The organism is Colwellia sp. M166, from assembly GCF_024585285.1.
Classification (GTDB): domain Bacteria; phylum Pseudomonadota; class Gammaproteobacteria; order Enterobacterales; family Alteromonadaceae; genus Cognaticolwellia.
This window is the reverse complement of record NZ_CP040755.1, coordinates 1,278,904-1,296,731: the sequence shown is the minus strand read 5'-3', so window position 1 is coordinate 1,296,731 and position 17,828 is coordinate 1,278,904. Positions and strand designations below refer to the sequence as shown.

The window sequence follows — 17,828 nt, the reverse complement described above, 5'->3', positions numbered from 1 at the left end:
AATATCACTTATGACATATTATGTCTATTGTTTTAGGCAAATCAGTGAAATTAATTTTTCACCATTACATATTATTGCTAATTTTGTCATTGTAGCTTTTATCGAGGGTAACGTGTCTACTTTATCACAATTGTCATTTCCGCCTTTACTGGAAAACCAGAAAAATAATAGCTGGTTACAGTTTTCTCAACAACACCCTAGCGTTAGCGATAAGTTATCAGCTGAGCGCTTAGCGCTATTTAAAAAAGCTTTAGCGTTAAGCGACTTTATATTACGTAGTGCTTTGCAGGCACCTGAATTAGTGATAGCGCTTTTTAACAGTGAGCGGTTACTGTCGAGTAATACACCCGATTATAAAGCGACACTGGCTGAAGAAATTGCTACATGTTCGACAGAAGAGCAATTGCATCATAGCTTGCGCTTGTTTCGTTTAGTAGAAATGAGCTACATTGCGGTTGGTGATTTTTTATTGGCTATACCACTTGACGAGTCACTTAAACGGTTATCCTCATTAGCTGATCAATTAATCATTGCTGCTAGCAATTGGCTATCTACGTACTGTCAAAATAAATGGGGCGTACCAGTTAATCATGCCGGCGAAACACAAGAGCTATTAGTTTATGGCATGGGAAAATTAGGTGGACAAGAGCTAAATTTCTCGTCTGATATTGATTTGATCTTTGTCTATCCAGAAGCAGGAGAAACTCAAGGTCTTAGACGCAGTATTGATAATCAATTGTTTTTTACCCGTTTAGGGCAAAAATTAATTACCGCGTTAAACCAGAAAACCGTTGATGGCTTTGTGTATCGGGTCGATATGCGTTTACGACCTTTTGGTGAGAGTGGCCCTGTCGTTTTGTCATTTAATGCCATGGAAAATTATTATCAGGATCAAGGACGTGACTGGGAACGTTATGCCATGCTAAAAGCACGTTTGATTGGTGAAGGAAAGTATCACGGGCAATTGTCAAACATGTTACGGCCTTTTGTGTATCGACGTTATATCGATTTTAGTGTTATTGATAGTTTACGACGTATGAAAGCGATGATTGCGCAAGAGGTGAGGCGTAAACAGCTCAATAATAATATTAAATTGGGTGCTGGTGGTATTCGAGAAGTTGAATTTATTGTACAAGTGTTTCAAATGATCAGGGGCGGACGAATTAGCGAACTACAGCATCGTAATTTATTGACGGTACTGCCTTTGCTGGTTAAGCATGAAGAAATCACAGCGCAAAGTGCGCAAGTGTTGACTGATAGTTATCGTTTTTTACGGCGCGTTGAAAATATTATTCAAGCGTTAAATGATCAACAAACTCAAACCTTGCCAGATAATGATTTAGATCAGCAGCGCTTAATCACTATTCTAGCTGATGCTCACTGCATCGATTGGCCGAGTTTCCTAACTCAGCTTGCCTTTCATATGCAAGGGGTTCATCAACAATTTGGTGAGCTTATTGGTGAGGAAAGCCCTAATCGCCAGGCGGTTGATCAATACTGGACTACGCTATGGGATAGCCAGTGGAGTGATGAAGAATCGATTACTTGGATCGAAAATTCGCCTCAGTTACAGCATGAAACAGATGGTAAGCAGATTTGGCAAAGTGACATTATATGGCAAGCACTGCGAGACTTTCGTCGTGAAATGATCAAGTGCAGTATGGGAAATCGTGGTCGTCAAGTACTTGATAAACTGATCCCTACGCTGCTGTGGCATCTTGCCAATTTAAAATTAACTGCTCAGTCATTAGCACGTGTTCTAGCGGTACTAACAACCGTAGCAACGCGAACTGCCTATCTAGAGTTATTATTTGAGAATGAAGGGGCATTAAAGCAACTCATTCAATTGTGTCGAAATAGTAGTTGGGTAGCGGAATATATCGCTAAGTATCCAATATTGCTCGATGAATTAATTGATCCAAAATTATTTCGTCAACCACCATTATTATCTTCTTATGTCGCTGAATTGCGGGAAACTATGTTGCGAGTGCCAGAAGATGACCAAGAAGCGCAAATGATCGCGTTGCGTGAATTTAAGCAAGTTAAACAATTGCGTATTGCGGCTGCGGATATCACGGGCATTTTACCGATCACTAAGGTTAGTGATCATTTAACGGCATTAGCTGAGGCGATAGTTGAAGAAGTGGCTAATTTAGCATGGCAACAATTATCACTACGTTTTGGTGTGCCGTCTAATCGGTTGGCTAGCGAAAATAAAGGTTTCGCTATTATTGGTTATGGTAAATTAGGTGGGATTGAGCTCGGATACAGTTCGGACTTGGATTTAGTCTATGTTCATGATGCCAACCTTGAGGAAATGACCACTGGGCCCAAAGAGATCTCGGCAGGACAATTCTATTTGAAATTGGCGCAACGTATGATGCATTTATTTAATACCCGTATGAGTAATGGTATTTTATATGAGTTAGATATGCGCTTGAGGCCCTCAGGAAGTGCCGGATTATTAATGGTACATATTGATACTTTTGCACATTATCAAGAAAATGATGCTTGGACTTGGGAGCATCAAGCGTTAGTTCGCACACGAGTTATTTATGGTCATCAAAGCCTAGCCGCTCGATTTATTGACATTAAACGCCAAGTGTTAATGAAAGTGCGCGATAAGACGCAGCTACGAGAAGATGTTATAAATATGCGTAATAAAATGCGCCAACACTTAGATAAATCATCAGCAAGTGAAATAGACATTAAACAAGGACTTGGTGGCTTAGTTGATATCGAATTTATTGTGCAATATTTAGTATTACTCCACAGTGCTCAACATCCTAGTTTGAGCGCTCATTCAGACAATATTAGTTTACTGGAATACCTAGCCAATATCGGGGTGATTACTAAGCAGCAGCAGCAGACTTTAATGAACAACTATTGTAAGTTACGGGATTTTGGTCACCGTGCAACCTTGCAAAATAGTGCCGCGATGATAGCCTCTACAGAATTTGATGCTGAGTATAGTGAGGTGATGACTATTGTCAATAAGCTATATCAATAGTCCGGCTTGTTTATTGTTGAATCAAAATGATAAATATTATATTAACGTCTAGCTTTAGGTAGTAGCATGCATTCATTTGCTAGGTAAGGAATGTCGTGCTCTATCAAAACAATAGTACGTTGTTGATAACAAAAATAGACTGAAAGACCATTTTCAAAATGCCCTGCAATGGCTTTACCGACTTGGTAAGAAGTGGTGATAATATTTTTATTAATTCTAAAAGCATCTTTAACTAAAAAGTCACGATCAAGCCACCATATTACTTCAAGACCATTATCATCAGCATATTCTGATAATTTTTGAAATAAGGTTTCACCAAGACGAAAGGGATGGTTTTCAGTTTTTCCGGTCCAGTTTTTACGTAGTGGCCGAGTGGTTAAACGTCTTGCTTCTAATATTCCCTCTAAATCACCTTTAGGCTCTGGTAAATAGACAATGTTATTGCGAATTTTAGGTCCTTTTTCGTTCATATCACCGTGTAAGTTGGCGTAAAACCGAGAAAGACCTTCTGCAGCTGCATTTTTACTTTCTTTAGGTCGAAGCACGTCTCGTGTTATTTCTGTTGCTAACGGCGTGTTTTTCCCTTCGTGATGTATATCAGCTGTTGATGCCGCAATATCCTCAGCAGCCTCTTGATCGGTTGAAAATAATGATTCTTGGTTCATCAATAAAGCTGCCGCTAAGCCAGTTAGAATTACTGCTAAAATAATGTTTCGTAGCCAAAAATTCATAAGTTACTTATAGTCAAATTTACATCTTAAAGCATACCATAACTAACAATACTCATTTATACAATGACGGATCATCTTCATTTGGTCGGGTTTTAAAGCGTCGATGCAACCACATGTATTGTTCAGGCTTAACCATAATCGCTTTTTCTAATTCCTGATTAACTCTTTTCACATCCGCGGTATCATCACCGGTTGGAAAGTTTTCCAGCATAGGTTTTATCTCTAAAGTGTAACCGCTGCCATCGTCATTTCTGGTAGGAATGATCATATGTGTTTGTGTGTTTTTTTGTCGAGCGAATATTAATGTTCCTGTCGTTGAAGCGGCTTCTGGTACTGCGAAAAAAGGCACAAAGATACTGCGACTGCGTCCGTAATCTTGATCAGGTAAATAAATACAAGCTTCACCATCTTTTAATGCTCTAAGTAAGCCTTTAACATCACGCTTGCCTAACATGTATTTGTTAGATCGGCCACGACCTCGAAACTGAAAGTACTCCATTAATGGGTTGTTATGCGGACGATAAAAAACCACCATAGGATGACCTGAGCCAATGCCACGACAATTTATTTCCACACTTAAGTAATGCATGGCTAGCAAGAGAATACCTTTACCTTGCTTTTGTGCTGCTTCGATATGTTCAAGGCCAATAATTTTTATTTTGTTTTTTACTCGCCAATTTGGCCACCACCAACCCATACCGGTTTCTAATAGCGCGATACCGGTATTTTCAAAGTTGCGTTTTAGCATAACCTGGCGCTCGGCATCTGGCATATCAGGGAAGCAAAGTTCTAGATTACGTAAGGCAACTTTTTTTCGGCTAGAGCCTATTTTATAAAGTAAACGTCCGATCATTTTGCCAAGAAAAAGCTGAAATCGATAAGGTAACCACGAGATGGTGTAAAGTACTAATACGCCAATCCAGGTCAGCCAATACTTAGGTAATAAGAAAGATATTTTAAAATTTGGTTGTAAAACTTTGTTTTTACTCACGGGATGATTTCAACTCATTGAATTGCTTGTGATACAATATTAGTTATTATATCTGTTATAGGGTACAGGATGAAAGTAGATATTCCCGCTTTTGAAAAAGCGCGTGTTTTAGTTGTTGGTGATATCATGTTAGATCGCTACTGGTCTGGACCAACACAACGTATTTCACCCGAGGCACCTGTGCCGATTGTTAAAATACATCAAGACGAAGATCGCCCAGGAGGCGCAGCCAACGTAGCTTTAAACATTGCTTCACTAAATGGTCAAGTTACTTTGCTTGGTATTACTGGCGAAGATGAAGCGTCTGAAACTTTGCAAACTCATCTGTCAGCAATGGCTATCGATTGTAAATTTATTCAGTCTGCTACTCACCCAACGATCACAAAATTGCGTATTTTGAGCCGAAATCAACAATTATTGCGCTTAGATTTCGAAGAATCGTTTGCTGAAGTAGATAAAAATCCGCTGACTGAGCAAGTTAAAATGCTGGTTGCTCAACACGATTTGTTACTTTTGTCTGATTATGACAAAGGAACATTATCAGAAGTGCAAGCGCTGATCAGTGCTGCAAAGGCAGAAAACATTCCGGTTTTAGTTGATCCAAAAGGAACTGATTTTTCACGCTATCGTGGGGCGACATTAATTACCCCTAACCTTGCAGAATTTGAAGCCGTTGTTGGACATTGTAAAAGTGAAGCTGAAATTGTCAGTAAAGGCCAAGCACTCCTTGAAGAATTAGACTTAACCGCAATGTTAGTGACGCGTAGCGAGCAAGGTATGACCTTACTACGCCATGACCATGAAGAGTTTCATTTACCTACGCAAGCGAAAGAGGTTTATGACGTTACAGGTGCTGGTGATACCGTTATTGCGACGTTAGCACTTGCTATAGCGGCAAAAGCTGAATTTACTCAGGCCAGTGCTTTAGCAAATATTGCTGCCGGTATTGTGGTTGGTAAATTAGGCACGTCGACCGTAAGTGAAACTGAATTAAGAGCTGAAATATCATCAGGCCAAGAAAGTGGTTTTGGTGTAATGTCCGAAGAACAGCTAAAAATTGCCGTCGAGTTAGCACAAGCGCGTGGTGAAACTATTGTTATGACTAATGGCTGTTTTGATATTCTTCATGCCGGACATGTATCATATTTAACTAGCGCAAATACCTTAGGTACACGTTTAATTGTTGCCGTTAATGATGATGCTTCAGTAACTCGATTGAAAGGTCCAGGTCGACCGGTGAATCCTGTTGATCGTCGCATGGCAGTACTTGCGGGTTTAGGCGCAGTTGATTGGGTAGTGCCGTTTACTGAAGATACCCCACAACGACTAATTGCCAATATCTTACCTGATATACTGGTTAAAGGTGGTGATTATAAAGTTGAAGACATTGCTGGTGGGACTGAAGTTATTGCCGCCGGTGGTGAAGTTAAAGTGCTTAATTTTGAAGATGGCATTTCAACGACAAAAATTATTAATGCTATAAAACGAGAAGATTAATTCGATAGCGTTGATTGAGATATTTATTTGAAAGAAAAAAGCAGCATTGATGCTGCTTTTTTATTATTTTGAACTTGGGGATGATTTGCTATTATTTAGCGGCAATCAAACCTTGATTAATATCTTTTAGATCTTGTTCGGTAATGGTACCGCCAGCACGTTTTAGTGCTAAGACATTTTGAATATAATCATATCGTGTCGATGATAAGTTCCGTTTGGCGTTATATAAGTTTCTCGTACTATTTAAAACGTCAACAATAGTACGAGTACCCACTTCAAAACCGGCTTCTGTTGCTTTTAATGCACTTTGGGCACTAACGACCGCTTGCTCTAACGATTTAATAGCAGATACCGCAGCGATAACAGTATTATAAGCATTACGCGTGTTACGCACGACATTACGATGTGATTGCGCGAGATTTTGGCTAGCAACAACATAATTACTTTGTGCTTGACGAACACTACTTGATATTGAGCCACCAGAATAAATTGGCACGGTTAGTGTAATACCAATTGAATGACTATTGAGTGCAGGGTTCTCGAAACTTACCCCTCTAACTTCATTATCTTGATCTCTATTACTGTAACTGCCTCTGAAATCAAGAGTTGGATAATGACCAGTTCGGGCAATATTAATATTTTCTTTGGCAATATCAACATTAACTTTTTCAGCAATCAAATCTAAATTTTTTGCTTCAGCAGTTTGTTGCCATTCATTAGCACTATCTGGAAATGGACGTGATGTACCAAAGCGTTCAGTATTTAAAATATTTAAATCACGTGGATAAATATTGGTAATAACGCGCAGCGCTTCTTCGGCATTAAAGACTTTATTTTCAGCTCTTATTTCATCGGTTACCGCATTATCATATTGCGCTTGTGCTTCATGGACGTCAGTAATAGCGGTTAAGCCGACTGAAAAGCGTTGTTTTGTTTGTTCTAATTGACGTTCTATTGCGGTTTTTTCAGCAATTGAAAATTCTAAATCATCTTTTGCACTGAGTACATCAAAGTAGGCTTCAGTGACTCTAACAATTAGATCTTGTTTAGCTACTTGATAAGCAATATCACTTTGATGAGCGAGTTTTTTTGCATTATCCATCCGTAACCAAGAATCATGATGATAAATTTGCATATCTAATTGCAAACCATAACTTAGTGTATCGCTTTTATTTCTTAATGTTAAACCACTAGATTGCCCGTCATCTGAAGTGGGAATAAATTCACCACTTGCTTCAGTATAACTACCTGAGGCGTTAATTTGAGGTAATAAAACTGCACGGGCTTGCTCAATGCCTTCTTCTGTTGCTAAAAATCTAGCATGTGCACCTAAAACAACCGGATCATTAGCTTGTGCTTGTTGGTATACGGATAATAAATCTTCGGCATTAGCTAAGTAGCTACTTGCAGCGCATACAAGGCCAATAAATGACGCGGTTAATGTTTTTTTCATGTTGGAGCGGTCCCTATAATAGTTAAATTATATCAATGTGGTTAATAAATTAGTCGACTTAAATTGTCGTATGGTTTATTTATTTTAAATCATTATTAGCTTGCTAATGAACTCACTAAGTGAGTAATTAATTAATCAATTTGTTATTACTTTTATTTTTCTTATTGTTACTATCTTATCGCGAATAAGGAATTAGCTAAATAAAATAAGTGTTTAGGAAAGTATTCTAGTGTAACAAAATGTTAAGTGCTAGTGTATCGAAAAATAACTTAAGAGCTAGCAGGAGTTTGACTGTGAACATGACTAAAGAGCCGCTATTACGCTTTAATTTGGCAGACGTAGAGATAGTTGAAAAAACAAGAAAATATCAGGGTTTTTTCGCACTTGACCAATATAAATTTCGCCATAAACGCTATGCTGGTGATTATAGTTCCGTAATAACGCGAGAAGTATTTGAACGTGGTGATGCGGTTGCTCTATTACCTTATGATCCAATAACCGATTCTGTGGTACTAATTGAACAATTTCGTCCAGGTGCGTTACGCAGTAAAACGGGGCCATGGCAATTGGAATTAATTGCTGGCATGTTTACAGAGAATGAAGCGCCACTCGATGTAGCTATAAGAGAAGCTAAAGAAGAGGCTGACCTAACAATATTGCCTGAAAATGTAACAAAAGTGATGGACTATCTGTCAAGTTCAGGCGGTATGAGTGAATGTATTCATCTTTATTGTGCTTGTGTTGACAGTCAAAATGTTGCTGGAGTACATGGCCTCGAAACTGAAGGCGAAGATATTTTAGTGCACGTAATTGCTCGTCAAGATGCTGAAAAGTTACTGGCAGAAGGAAAGATACCTAATGCTGCTACTATTATTGCGTTACAATGGTTGGCTCTCAATCTTGATAAGCTTAACGTAAGCTGGAAATAAATGTCTGCTGTTGCGAAAAAATATCGTCCCCATTTACCAACGTTAATGGCCTTGTGTGAGGTTAATTATATGTTACTGCTACGTATTCTTGCAGATAAAGAACAAGTGGGTGAGCAGCGGTGCTTTTTTATCTCTGATTTTTTAAGTTACCGAGTCAGTGTTAATGAAGTCACTAAATACACCACGTTAGTAACGATTCACCAAGAAGCTAATATTCACGGTTATAACTTAACCGAGCTATTTCGCCCTAAAATGGTGGTGCGACTGTATCATGATGCTCGCATGGCTGAAGTGATCAGTAATCAAGATGTACAGCAAATCAAGCCTCGTTATGACTATCCAAACGAAAAAATGCATTTACCAGATGAAAAACAACAAATAAACTATTTTTTAAAAGAGTGGTTACAGCTATGTTTGCAACTGGGACAGGTACATTTTAATTTAGTTGAAAAATCTTAAGCTTATGGCAACAAAATTTACTTTAGCGCAAATCAGCGATAGCCACTTATTTGCCGAACAGGATGGCAGACATCATGGCGAAAATGTTTACCAAAACTTACTAAAAGTGTTGCGGACAATTAAACAGCAACCGGCAATTGATGCGATAGTTTTTACCGGTGACTTAACACAAGATCATAGTGCAGAGTCCTACCAACTTTTTGTACAAGCCTTTGCAGTGGCCGAAATTACAATACCTGTATATTGTCTTGCCGGTAACCATGATGATGCCGCGTTATTGAAATGTTATTTATCGCCAGCCCCTTTTTGCCAAGGCACAGTAATTGAGAGTGACTTCTGGCAAGTGCTATTGCTGGAAAGCAAAAGTGCTACACCCGCAGGGATTTTTAATACGGCGCAGGCCGATACAATCGCGGCGACTATTGATAAAAATAAATCGCAACTAGCATTAATGCATCATCATGCGGTTGATGTAGGATATTTTATTGATCGCCATGGTTTGGAGAACAAAGCCGAACTTCAACAGTTTTTAACGCAATTTTCTTCGATAAAAGCGTTAGGTTGTGGCCATGTTCATCAAGCATTAACATTACCGCTAAAATTACCCGATAGAACACTTAATTTGTATACTTGTCCAGCAACATCAATTCAATTTGATATCAATTCAACCATTGCTAAATCTAATGGTCAAACGGCAGGTTACAGACTCTTTATCATGGCTGAGCATGCAGAAATATCTAGCCAAGCATTTTTTGTTTAACTATATCGATAGATGATGATTTATTATGATTAGCGTGTTGTATATTCATGGCTTCAACTCTTCACCTCAGTCGATGAAAGCAGTGCTAACGAGAACGTTTTTTACCACTCGTTATCCTGAAGTTAACTTTTATTGTCCGCAAGTTGCCTGTTCGCCCAATATGGTGATTGCACAGCTTGAGGGTATTATTAAACAAGCCCCCAATAGTACTTGGCTAATTATAGGCTCATCGCTAGGAGGTTATTTTGCTACCTTTTTGGCTGAAAAATATCAACTACAAGCGGCATTAATTAATCCCGCGGTAAAACCATTTGATCTCATGCAAGATTACCTTGGCGAGCAAGTAAACCCATATACTCAAGAGCGCTATAGCATAGCAGCGAAGCATATAGTTGAGCTAAAAATGCTCGAACAGAACAATATTTCGAAAAATAATTACTTGGTCATGGTACAAACCGGTGACGAAGTGTTAGATTATCAACAAGCCGTTGAAAAATACCGTCATTGCCAACTGGTAATAGAACAAGGTGGCGATCATAGTTTTATTAACTATGAAACTATCCTACCTAACATTGCGTTATTTTTTAATTTACAATCATATTCAGCCTAAGATTATCAGAACAATTAAATGAGCGAACAATATAATTCCGACTCCATTGAGGTCCTGAGTGGCCTTGACCCGGTACGCCATCGTCCAGGCATGTATACCGATACAACTCGCCCTAATCATTTAGGCCAAGAAGTGATCGATAACTCTGTTGATGAAGCATTAGCCGGGCATGCACAAAATATTACCGTAATTCTTGATAAAGACCAATCATTGGAAGTTATTGATGATGGTCGAGGTATGCCGATTGATATCCACCTAGAAGAAGGGGTTTCAGGGGTCGAACTTATTTTTTGTAAGCTACATGCCGGTGGTAAATTTTCCAATAAAAATTATCAGTTCTCTGGTGGTTTGCATGGTGTTGGTATTTCCGTAGTTAATGCCTTATCTACACGTGTAGATGTTTCTGTCAGGCGCGATAGTAAAGTCTATGAAATGGCTTTTGAAAATGGTTATAAGGTTGAAGAGTTAAGAGAAACTGGTACCGTGGGGCGTCGTAATACCGGCACACGAGTGAAGTTTTGGCCGGATGAAAAATATTTTGATTCAGCTAAATTTTCAGCACGTCGATTAGTACACCTATTAAAAGCGAAAGCCGTACTTTGTCCAGGATTAACCATTAAATTCCATGATAAAAACGAAGATAATAAATATCAATGGTGTTATGAAGATGGCTTAGTTGATTATTTAAAAGAGTCGGTTAAAGGTTATGAAAGTTTGCCAGAAGAACCGTTTGTTGGCAGCTTTACCTCGCAACACGAAGCCGCTGATTGGGCGGTAACTTGGTTGCCCGAAGGCGGTGAATCAGTAGGCGAGAGTTATGTAAACTTAATTCCTACCGTGCAAGGTGGTACGCATGTCAACGGTTTGCGCCAAGGCTTGCTTGAGTCAATGCGAGAGTTTTGTGAGTTTAGAAATTTGTTGCCTCGAGGCGTCAAGTTAACACCGGATGATATTTGGGATAAATGTTCTTATATATTATCGGTAAAAATGGAAGACCCACAATTTGCTGGGCAAACTAAAGAGCGCTTATCGTCTCGACAGTGTGCGGCATTTGTTACCGGAGTTGTTAAAGACTCTTTTAGCTTATGGCTAAATGAACATACTGATATCTCTGAAGCACTCGCAGAATTTTGTATTTCTAATGCTCAGCGCCGATTACGTGCTAGCAAAAAAATTATTCGAAAAAAGGTCACGCAAGGACCAGCATTACCCGGTAAATTAACTGACTGTGGTAGTCAAGATATTTTACGTACTGAATTATTTTTGGTCGAAGGTGACTCGGCGGGAGGCAGTGCAAAACAAGCACGAGATCGCGAAATTCAAGCGATTATGCCACTACGAGGTAAGATTCTAAATACTTGGGAAGTCGACTCTGGACAAATTCTAGCTTCGCAAGAAGTTCATGATATTTCGGTGGCCTTAGGTATTGATCCAGATACCGAGGATTTATCAGGGTTACGCTACGGTAAAATTTGTATTCTTGCCGACGCTGACTCCGATGGTTTACATATTGCGACTTTGCTTTGTGCACTGTTTACTCAACACTTTTTACCTTTGGTACAAGCAGGGCATGTGTATGTTGCTATGCCGCCGCTTTACAGAATAGATGTTGGTAAAGAGGTTTTTTACGCTCTAGATGAAGCAGAAAAAGACGGCATACTCGATCGTATTGAAGCAGAAAAGAAACGCGGAAAAGTTAACGTGCAACGCTTTAAGGGCTTGGGTGAAATGAATCCGTTACAGTTGCGTGAAACCACCATGGATCCTAATACTCGTCGTTTAGTACAACTAACCGTTGATGAACATGCTGAAACCATGGAGTTAATGGATATGTTACTCTCTAAAAAGCGCGCAGGCGATCGTAAAGAATGGTTGCAATCTAAGGGCGATATGGTTGAATTAGCATAATTGATGATTAGTAAACTATAAGCTGACAAAAGATATTCTGCTTATATTGGCGAGCATAGCTACACGTTTTTAATCAAAATCACCAAAAAAATATTTTCTTTTCTGATAAACGATTATTTAACTTTTGCTCTGAGTAATTAGTGCTTACCAATATTTACTTGAGTTGTAGTTAAATTTGGGCCGGCTGCCAAGAAATGATTATTCAAAATGATAGCATCTTAATGATATTATCATTTTGATTGCCAGTTTGTTTTTTATCAGCTAGATTGGTAGTCAATAAATACAAAAATAATGTGAATGTTGCTTGAACGATTTAACAAATATCAACTATGCACAACGTGAACGCCTTGCTTTTATTGATTTTTGCCTACAATTTTTCGGGCAAATATCGCGTGCCGACCTAGTTAACCATTTCAAAACAGGGCTAGCATCGTGTTCTCGTGACCTAACTTTGTACCGTGAACTTGCTCCTGATAATCTCACTCTCAAACACGAAACCAAACAGTATTACCGTACTGTGCAATTTTCTCCCGTATTTGAACACAATCCTGAAGCCACGCTTAACAGTTTATGCCGTGGCTTCGGTGATGGTTTTTCTAATGGAATTACGCCATCTAATGTCTGCATTGATGCTACAAGATTAATCCATCCAAGTTCTGATGTTATCGCCACCATCATGCGTGCGATCAACAATCGACAAGCTATATCATGTGACTATGTTTCATTGTCTTCTGGTGAAACTAAACGCACTCTTGTGCCACATAGTCTCGCCAATAACGGCCAGCGCTGGCATGTACGTGCTTTTGATAAAAAGAATAAAGCTTTTAGAGACTTTGTTTGTACACGATTACAAAACGTTACTGAAATTGAAAAGCCAATAGCGACAATACAAGCAAGAGAATTTGATAAGCAGTGGAACAACATTCACAAAATCATCTTAGTGCCACATCCGACTATCAAGCACTTTAAAGCGATAGAGCTAGATTATGCAATGATTGATGGAAAAATTGAATTAAACGTGCGAGAAGCGCTTTTGGGTTATTTAATGCGCCAATGGAACGTAGATTGTAGTGCTCACGCAGCACTCACGGGTGGCGAGCATCACTTATGGCTCAGCAACGTAAACGAATTAGAAAATTTGGCGAGTATGACTATTGCGCCAAGTTAGAAATAAATTTAAAAATTAAATTAGGAAGCGAAAGAATCGTTGCCTATTAGGAATACCAATGGAGCACAGCGGACATAACAAACTTATCTCATTTAACTGGTGTTACACCTCGCTCAGAAAAGAGCGTTACTATGATTGCTGAAGATTATCGTGGCTCTAAAAGCTGCCAAAAGAATGACTTTGTAATGAATGTTATATGGGCATGGATGAGAGGATCAGATCGTCCCAGTATTGTTAGTTCTGCTTGTTGTATTTTACGACAACGCCCTTAAATATTTTCAATCCAGTTTATCTTGAATGGTTATTGAAAATGGTTGGCTATATCGAACATTACAATAAAACCTCAACTGGTTTGCACTTCTCAAGATTAAGATTTTATTCTCATATGTTCTTAGATATTGAAATCGGTTATTCAAGTAGAGAAGGGCAAGATGAAATTGTTACTGATATCGAAAAACAATCTTTCAATATTGACGATGCTGCTCCACAGTGCCGTTACGGAAAAGTCAAAGTACCAGAAGTGGACTCAGAAATTAACTAACAAGGAAGTGGTATGTCAGTTGTAGTCGCAAGTTGTACCTTAGCGCAGTTATTCAGTAAAGATAGTATTGTTAGCTCTAATGAAATTTACATTCATGGCGAGTTAACCATTCCTGAGTATCAACGCCCTTATCGTTGGGGCGAAGAGCAAATTAAAAAAATGCTAAGTGATTATCAGTTGTTTTTGAGCGATCTAGCGAATAGCGATACTGAATATGGCTATTACTTAGGCAGTGTTATTTTGCATCAGTCAGCAGAAAATGGTCGGTTAAATATCATTGATGGCCAGCAACGCTTAACGACTTTGGCATTGATTGCCTTTATGCAAAGTTTGGTCAACTCAGCAGCGGGTAAACATCCTGCGGAGTTTAGCCTAAGTTATGACTCGCCTGAGTCGCAACAACAAATCATAAAAAATTTAGCGTGGTTGAAAAACAGTGGCCTTAAACAAATAGAGACATTTGATGCAGCTAAAATTAATTTAACTTTGGTAGTCACACGCTCAGAAGATGATGCTTACCGTTTTTTTGAAACCCAAAATACCGGTGGTGTAAGGTTGAGTGGCCCAGACATTATTAAAGCCCATCACCTTAGAGCAATTGAACGCCACAACCAAAATGAGTTTGCCGCTAAGTGGGAAGCCTTGGGTGATTTAAACCCCGTTGTAGGGGCACTTGTTAAAGGCCGCTACTGGCAAAAGCTTTATAACCGTAATGTGCCCTCTCATCGTCAACCACATTTAGTGAGAACTGCGGTGGTAAACGAACTTGGGGAAAGCACAGGTAAAGGTGATGATATCGCCTACGGGCGATTTGAGCGTGCATACTTAGCTGATGGTGGTCAAATAGATAAGCAAGCGCAACAGGGGTACGAGCTACGACAGCCATTAAATAGTGGTATTAATACCATTCATTACTTAAGTTATTTTGAGCAATTGAGAAGCAAGTATCTCACCAGTAAAAGTAAAAATGACACGAAAAGTATCAATAAACAAGCTAATGGGGCTAATAAAGGGGCTGGGCCACTTTCAAACTTCTTCAATTTTTATCAAAACTTGATTTGCCAACTTGATGGTTGTAGCTATGTGAAAGGCTTATACGATACTGCCTTGCTAATTTATATTAGCCAATTTGGCGAGCAGCAATTAGACGTTGCCGCGAAAAAACTGTTTCGGGTAATTTATTCACCACGTGTAAGCAATCAAAAAGCGGTCAGAGAAAATTCAATATCAGCGTTTGTCCGTGATAACCCTGTATTAGATTGGATTACTGCCAGTTACACACCCAACATGTGTTTTGATTATTTAGATCGTTTTCATTTTAAAACAGACCCTGCCAATTTAGCTGTTGATAAAAATAGCGTTAAAAAACGTTTTATATTTAACGTGTTAAACTACCTTGAAATAGATGTGATTTTAAGCCTTTCAGCGCAAGAACTTGCTAACAGATATACCGCAGAGTTAGATGCTTTTATTCTTCCATTAGGACATGGAACGGTTGGTATGGATCAGGTAAGCAAGCTAAGAAATAATGGAGAGCAACATGGATAATTTATTTGTTAGCCATTGCAATGCTGAGGAAAAGCATGTGATACAGCATAATGTTGAAACTCAAGTACTGACGTTAAATTACATTCAAACTCATGAATATCAATTTTGTATACCTAGTTACCAACGGCCTTATGTTTGGCCAGACGAGGCAGTATTAAAGTTATTTAAAGATATTGATGATGCACGTATCGCCGAAGAAGCTAATTACTTTATTGGTACAGTTCTTACCTCCATAGAGCATGACGACGATGGTAATGGCATTTATGAATTAATTGATGGGCAGCAACGCACTACCACGTTAATGCTTATTGCACTTGCCTTTAAAATGGCAAAAGTAGAGTCGAGTATTGCTGATATCGCGGCTTTTAAAAAACAGCCGAGATTGCAATTTACTATTCGAGATCAGGTTCAACATTTATTAGGTAGCTTGGCTGGCCTAGATGATTATGTCTTCCCAGGGCTAGAAGCCATTGGTGAAAACCCATACTTAAAGCGTATTTATGCTGCATTACAAGTATTAGAGCAACAAGTAAAAGCCTTAAAGCAAGAAGATCGTATTTTGCTTGGCGATTATATTTTTAATAATGTGCAATGGGTGAATAACATAGTACCTAAGCAAATGGATTTAAATCGCTTATTTGCCACGATGAATACCGCAGGTATACAGCTTGAACAGGCTGATATTTTAAAATCAAAACTGCTTAAGCAAGTATCTGCTGATAAACCTCTGTTTGATGCAATTTGGCTAGCTTGTGAGCACATGGAAAACTACTTTGAACGTAATGTGCGTAAAGTTTTCCCTAATGCACCGTGGAATGATATTAAAGCAGAGCATTTGTCTTGTTTTGATGAAGCACTATTTGTGAAGAGTGCTGGGAGAACGCAGCAAAAGCATGGTTTAACCATTATGCAGTTAGCCGAACAATTAAAAGAAAGCACATCGAGTAGCGATAAAGGTAGCGTTAAAAATAATGACGAAAGCGCAGACAAAGATAATGACAACGAGCAGGATACTGGCACATACGATTTAGAAACCGAAACCGTTTATTGTCGCCCAATCATCAGCTTTGCGTTATTACTTATTCACGCTTATCGCATTTACTTAGCAAAACGAGATGACGGTTCGGGCGATGTACTGCCTCGCGTACACGCCGATAAATTACTGGAAACTTTTGAACCATTAACGCAAGCCAGCGAAGATGAAGTGAAATACTTTATTAAGATTTTATGGCAGGTGCGCTATCAGTTTGATCGTTGGGTGGTTAAATGGGTTGAGCGTGATGATAGTGATGATGAGCAATTGCGTTTAACCTACCTGTCACGCAGTGAATCAAGTGGGAAATGGTACATTAACCGTACTCAGAAAGAACTTAATGAATTGGTTATGCTACAAAGTGTGCGCAATTTCACTGGTGAACGCAGTGCTCAATACTGGATTACTCCATTCATTGCAGGGTTAATAAATGGCAACGTCACCGAAGATCCACAAGCCATAGCGCTACTTGAAAAAATTGATAATGGTCTATCATTGGCCAGTAAATCTGAAACTCAAAAAACAGCCAGTTTTAAGCAAGCAAAACAACAGCAACCGGCAGTCAGGTCTTGGCAAGCAAACGTTGATTATTTTGCAGAAGCTAGAGGAACCAGCTTTGAGCATTACTGGTTTCAAAAACTGGAGTATGTATTATGGAAACAAGAATCGGATAGGCATCTAGAGCAATTTAAGAAATATCGTATAACCGCGAAAAATTCTGTTGAGCATGTATACCCCCAGCATGAAGAGCACCAAAATATATTGGAAAGAGATTTCTTAGATGCATTTGGTAATTTAGTACTACTAAGCCCAGGTGAAAACTCTTCATACAGCAACCAAGCGGTTAAAAAGAAATTGGTCGATTTTGAAGCTAAGCCACAATACGATTCATTAAAATTAAAAGCCATGTTCAAATTATTAAAAGAACAAAATAATTGGAAAAACAAACAGATAGAGCAGCATCAGAAAGAAATGTTAAGTACGTTAGCTGTGCATTATGGTGACAAGGAATAATTATGAACAGTCAAACCAGCGAGCAAGCATTATACCAATTCTACTAAGTTTGTTTCCACTCAGTGAAATTTAAAAAGCTTAACGGGCACTTGCTTAGAAGTCCTAAAAGTCGGTGTACAAGAAGCGGCATCTGACTTTAACAATAGCTTATAATGTTGATGGGAAGCCTGAATCTG

Annotated in this window: 14 protein-coding genes; 11 read left to right on the top strand and 3 right to left on the bottom strand. The window is 38.9% G+C overall.

Annotated features, from left to right (window positions below):
• Positions 1–10 precede the first annotated feature (10 nt).
• Positions 11–3,010: a bifunctional [glutamate--ammonia ligase]-adenylyl-L-tyrosine phosphorylase/[glutamate--ammonia-ligase] adenylyltransferase gene (gene glnE, locus FGD67_RS05830; protein WP_257174109.1), complete on the top strand. Its 3,000-nt coding sequence runs from the start codon at positions 11–13 to the stop codon at positions 3,008–3,010.
• Between the two features lie 41 nt (positions 3,011–3,051).
• Here glnE and FGD67_RS05825 read toward each other — a convergent pair whose 3' ends face one another.
• Positions 3,052–3,741 carry a toxin co-regulated pilus biosynthesis Q family protein gene (locus tag FGD67_RS05825; RefSeq protein ID WP_257174108.1) on the bottom strand — a complete coding sequence of 230 codons (690 nt, stop codon included), beginning with the start codon at positions 3,739–3,741 and terminating at the stop codon, positions 3,052–3,054.
• Between the two features lie 52 nt (positions 3,742–3,793).
• Entirely contained in the window at positions 3,794–4,732 is a 939-nt protein-coding gene (gene lpxL, locus FGD67_RS05820) for an LpxL/LpxP family Kdo(2)-lipid IV(A) lauroyl/palmitoleoyl acyltransferase (RefSeq protein WP_257174107.1), read from the bottom strand.
• Between the two features lie 69 nt (positions 4,733–4,801).
• On the opposite strand from lpxL, the gene hldE reads away from it, so the two are divergent.
• The gene (gene hldE / locus FGD67_RS05815) at positions 4,802–6,229 is read left to right on the top strand and encodes a bifunctional D-glycero-beta-D-manno-heptose-7-phosphate kinase/D-glycero-beta-D-manno-heptose 1-phosphate adenylyltransferase HldE (protein WP_257174106.1); all 1,428 of its coding nucleotides are present in this window, start codon (positions 4,802–4,804) and stop codon (positions 6,227–6,229) included.
• A 91-nt stretch (positions 6,230–6,320) separates the two neighbouring features.
• On the opposite strand, the gene tolC is transcribed toward hldE, so the two are convergent.
• Positions 6,321–7,682, bottom strand: a complete 1,362-nt coding sequence (tolC, locus tag FGD67_RS05810; RefSeq protein WP_257174105.1) for an outer membrane channel protein TolC — start codon at positions 7,680–7,682, stop codon at positions 6,321–6,323.
• A gap of 299 nt (positions 7,683–7,981) precedes the next feature.
• Here tolC and FGD67_RS05805 point away from each other — a divergent pair, with 299 nt between their 5' ends.
• The 9 genes from FGD67_RS05805 to FGD67_RS05765 all read left to right on the top strand — a co-directional run bounded on the left by FGD67_RS05805 (position 7,982) and on the right by FGD67_RS05765 (position 17,652).
• Positions 7,982–8,611, top strand: coding sequence for an NUDIX domain-containing protein (locus tag FGD67_RS05805; RefSeq protein WP_257175076.1), 630 nt, complete (start codon positions 7,982–7,984; stop codon positions 8,609–8,611).
• A complete protein-coding gene (locus FGD67_RS05800) occupies positions 8,612–9,070 on the top strand; it encodes a DUF1249 domain-containing protein (RefSeq protein ID WP_257174104.1) in 459 nt (152 codons plus the stop codon).
• 4 nt (positions 9,071–9,074) lie between these two features.
• On the top strand, positions 9,075–9,830 hold the full coding sequence (locus FGD67_RS05795) for a metallophosphoesterase (RefSeq protein ID WP_257174103.1): 756 nt from the start codon (positions 9,075–9,077) through the stop codon (positions 9,828–9,830).
• 25 nt (positions 9,831–9,855) lie between these two features.
• Positions 9,856–10,440: a YqiA/YcfP family alpha/beta fold hydrolase gene (locus tag FGD67_RS05790; protein ID WP_257174102.1), complete on the top strand. Its 585-nt coding sequence runs from the start codon at positions 9,856–9,858 to the stop codon at positions 10,438–10,440.
• A gap of 18 nt (positions 10,441–10,458) precedes the next feature.
• Positions 10,459–12,348, top strand: coding sequence for a DNA topoisomerase IV subunit B (parE, locus tag FGD67_RS05785; protein WP_257174101.1), 1,890 nt, complete (start codon positions 10,459–10,461; stop codon positions 12,346–12,348).
• 304 nt (positions 12,349–12,652) lie between these two features.
• On the top strand, positions 12,653–13,516 hold the full coding sequence (locus tag FGD67_RS05780; protein ID WP_257174100.1) for a WYL domain-containing protein: 864 nt from the start codon (positions 12,653–12,655) through the stop codon (positions 13,514–13,516).
• A 310-nt stretch (positions 13,517–13,826) separates the two neighbouring features.
• Complete coding sequence (locus tag FGD67_RS05775) at positions 13,827–14,057, top strand: hypothetical protein (RefSeq protein WP_257174099.1); 231 nt, start codon at positions 13,827–13,829, stop codon at positions 14,055–14,057.
• Positions 14,058–14,069: 12 nt separating this feature from the next.
• Positions 14,070–15,605 (top strand): DUF262 domain-containing protein, encoded by a 1,536-nt coding sequence (locus tag FGD67_RS05770; protein ID WP_257174098.1) that lies wholly within the window; start codon positions 14,070–14,072, stop codon positions 15,603–15,605.
• Positions 15,598–17,652, top strand: a complete 2,055-nt coding sequence (locus tag FGD67_RS05765; RefSeq protein ID WP_257174097.1) for a DUF262 domain-containing protein — start codon at positions 15,598–15,600, stop codon at positions 17,650–17,652. Before FGD67_RS05770 ends, FGD67_RS05765 begins: the two co-directional genes overlap by 8 nt.
• The last annotated feature ends 176 nt before the right edge of the window (positions 17,653–17,828 follow it).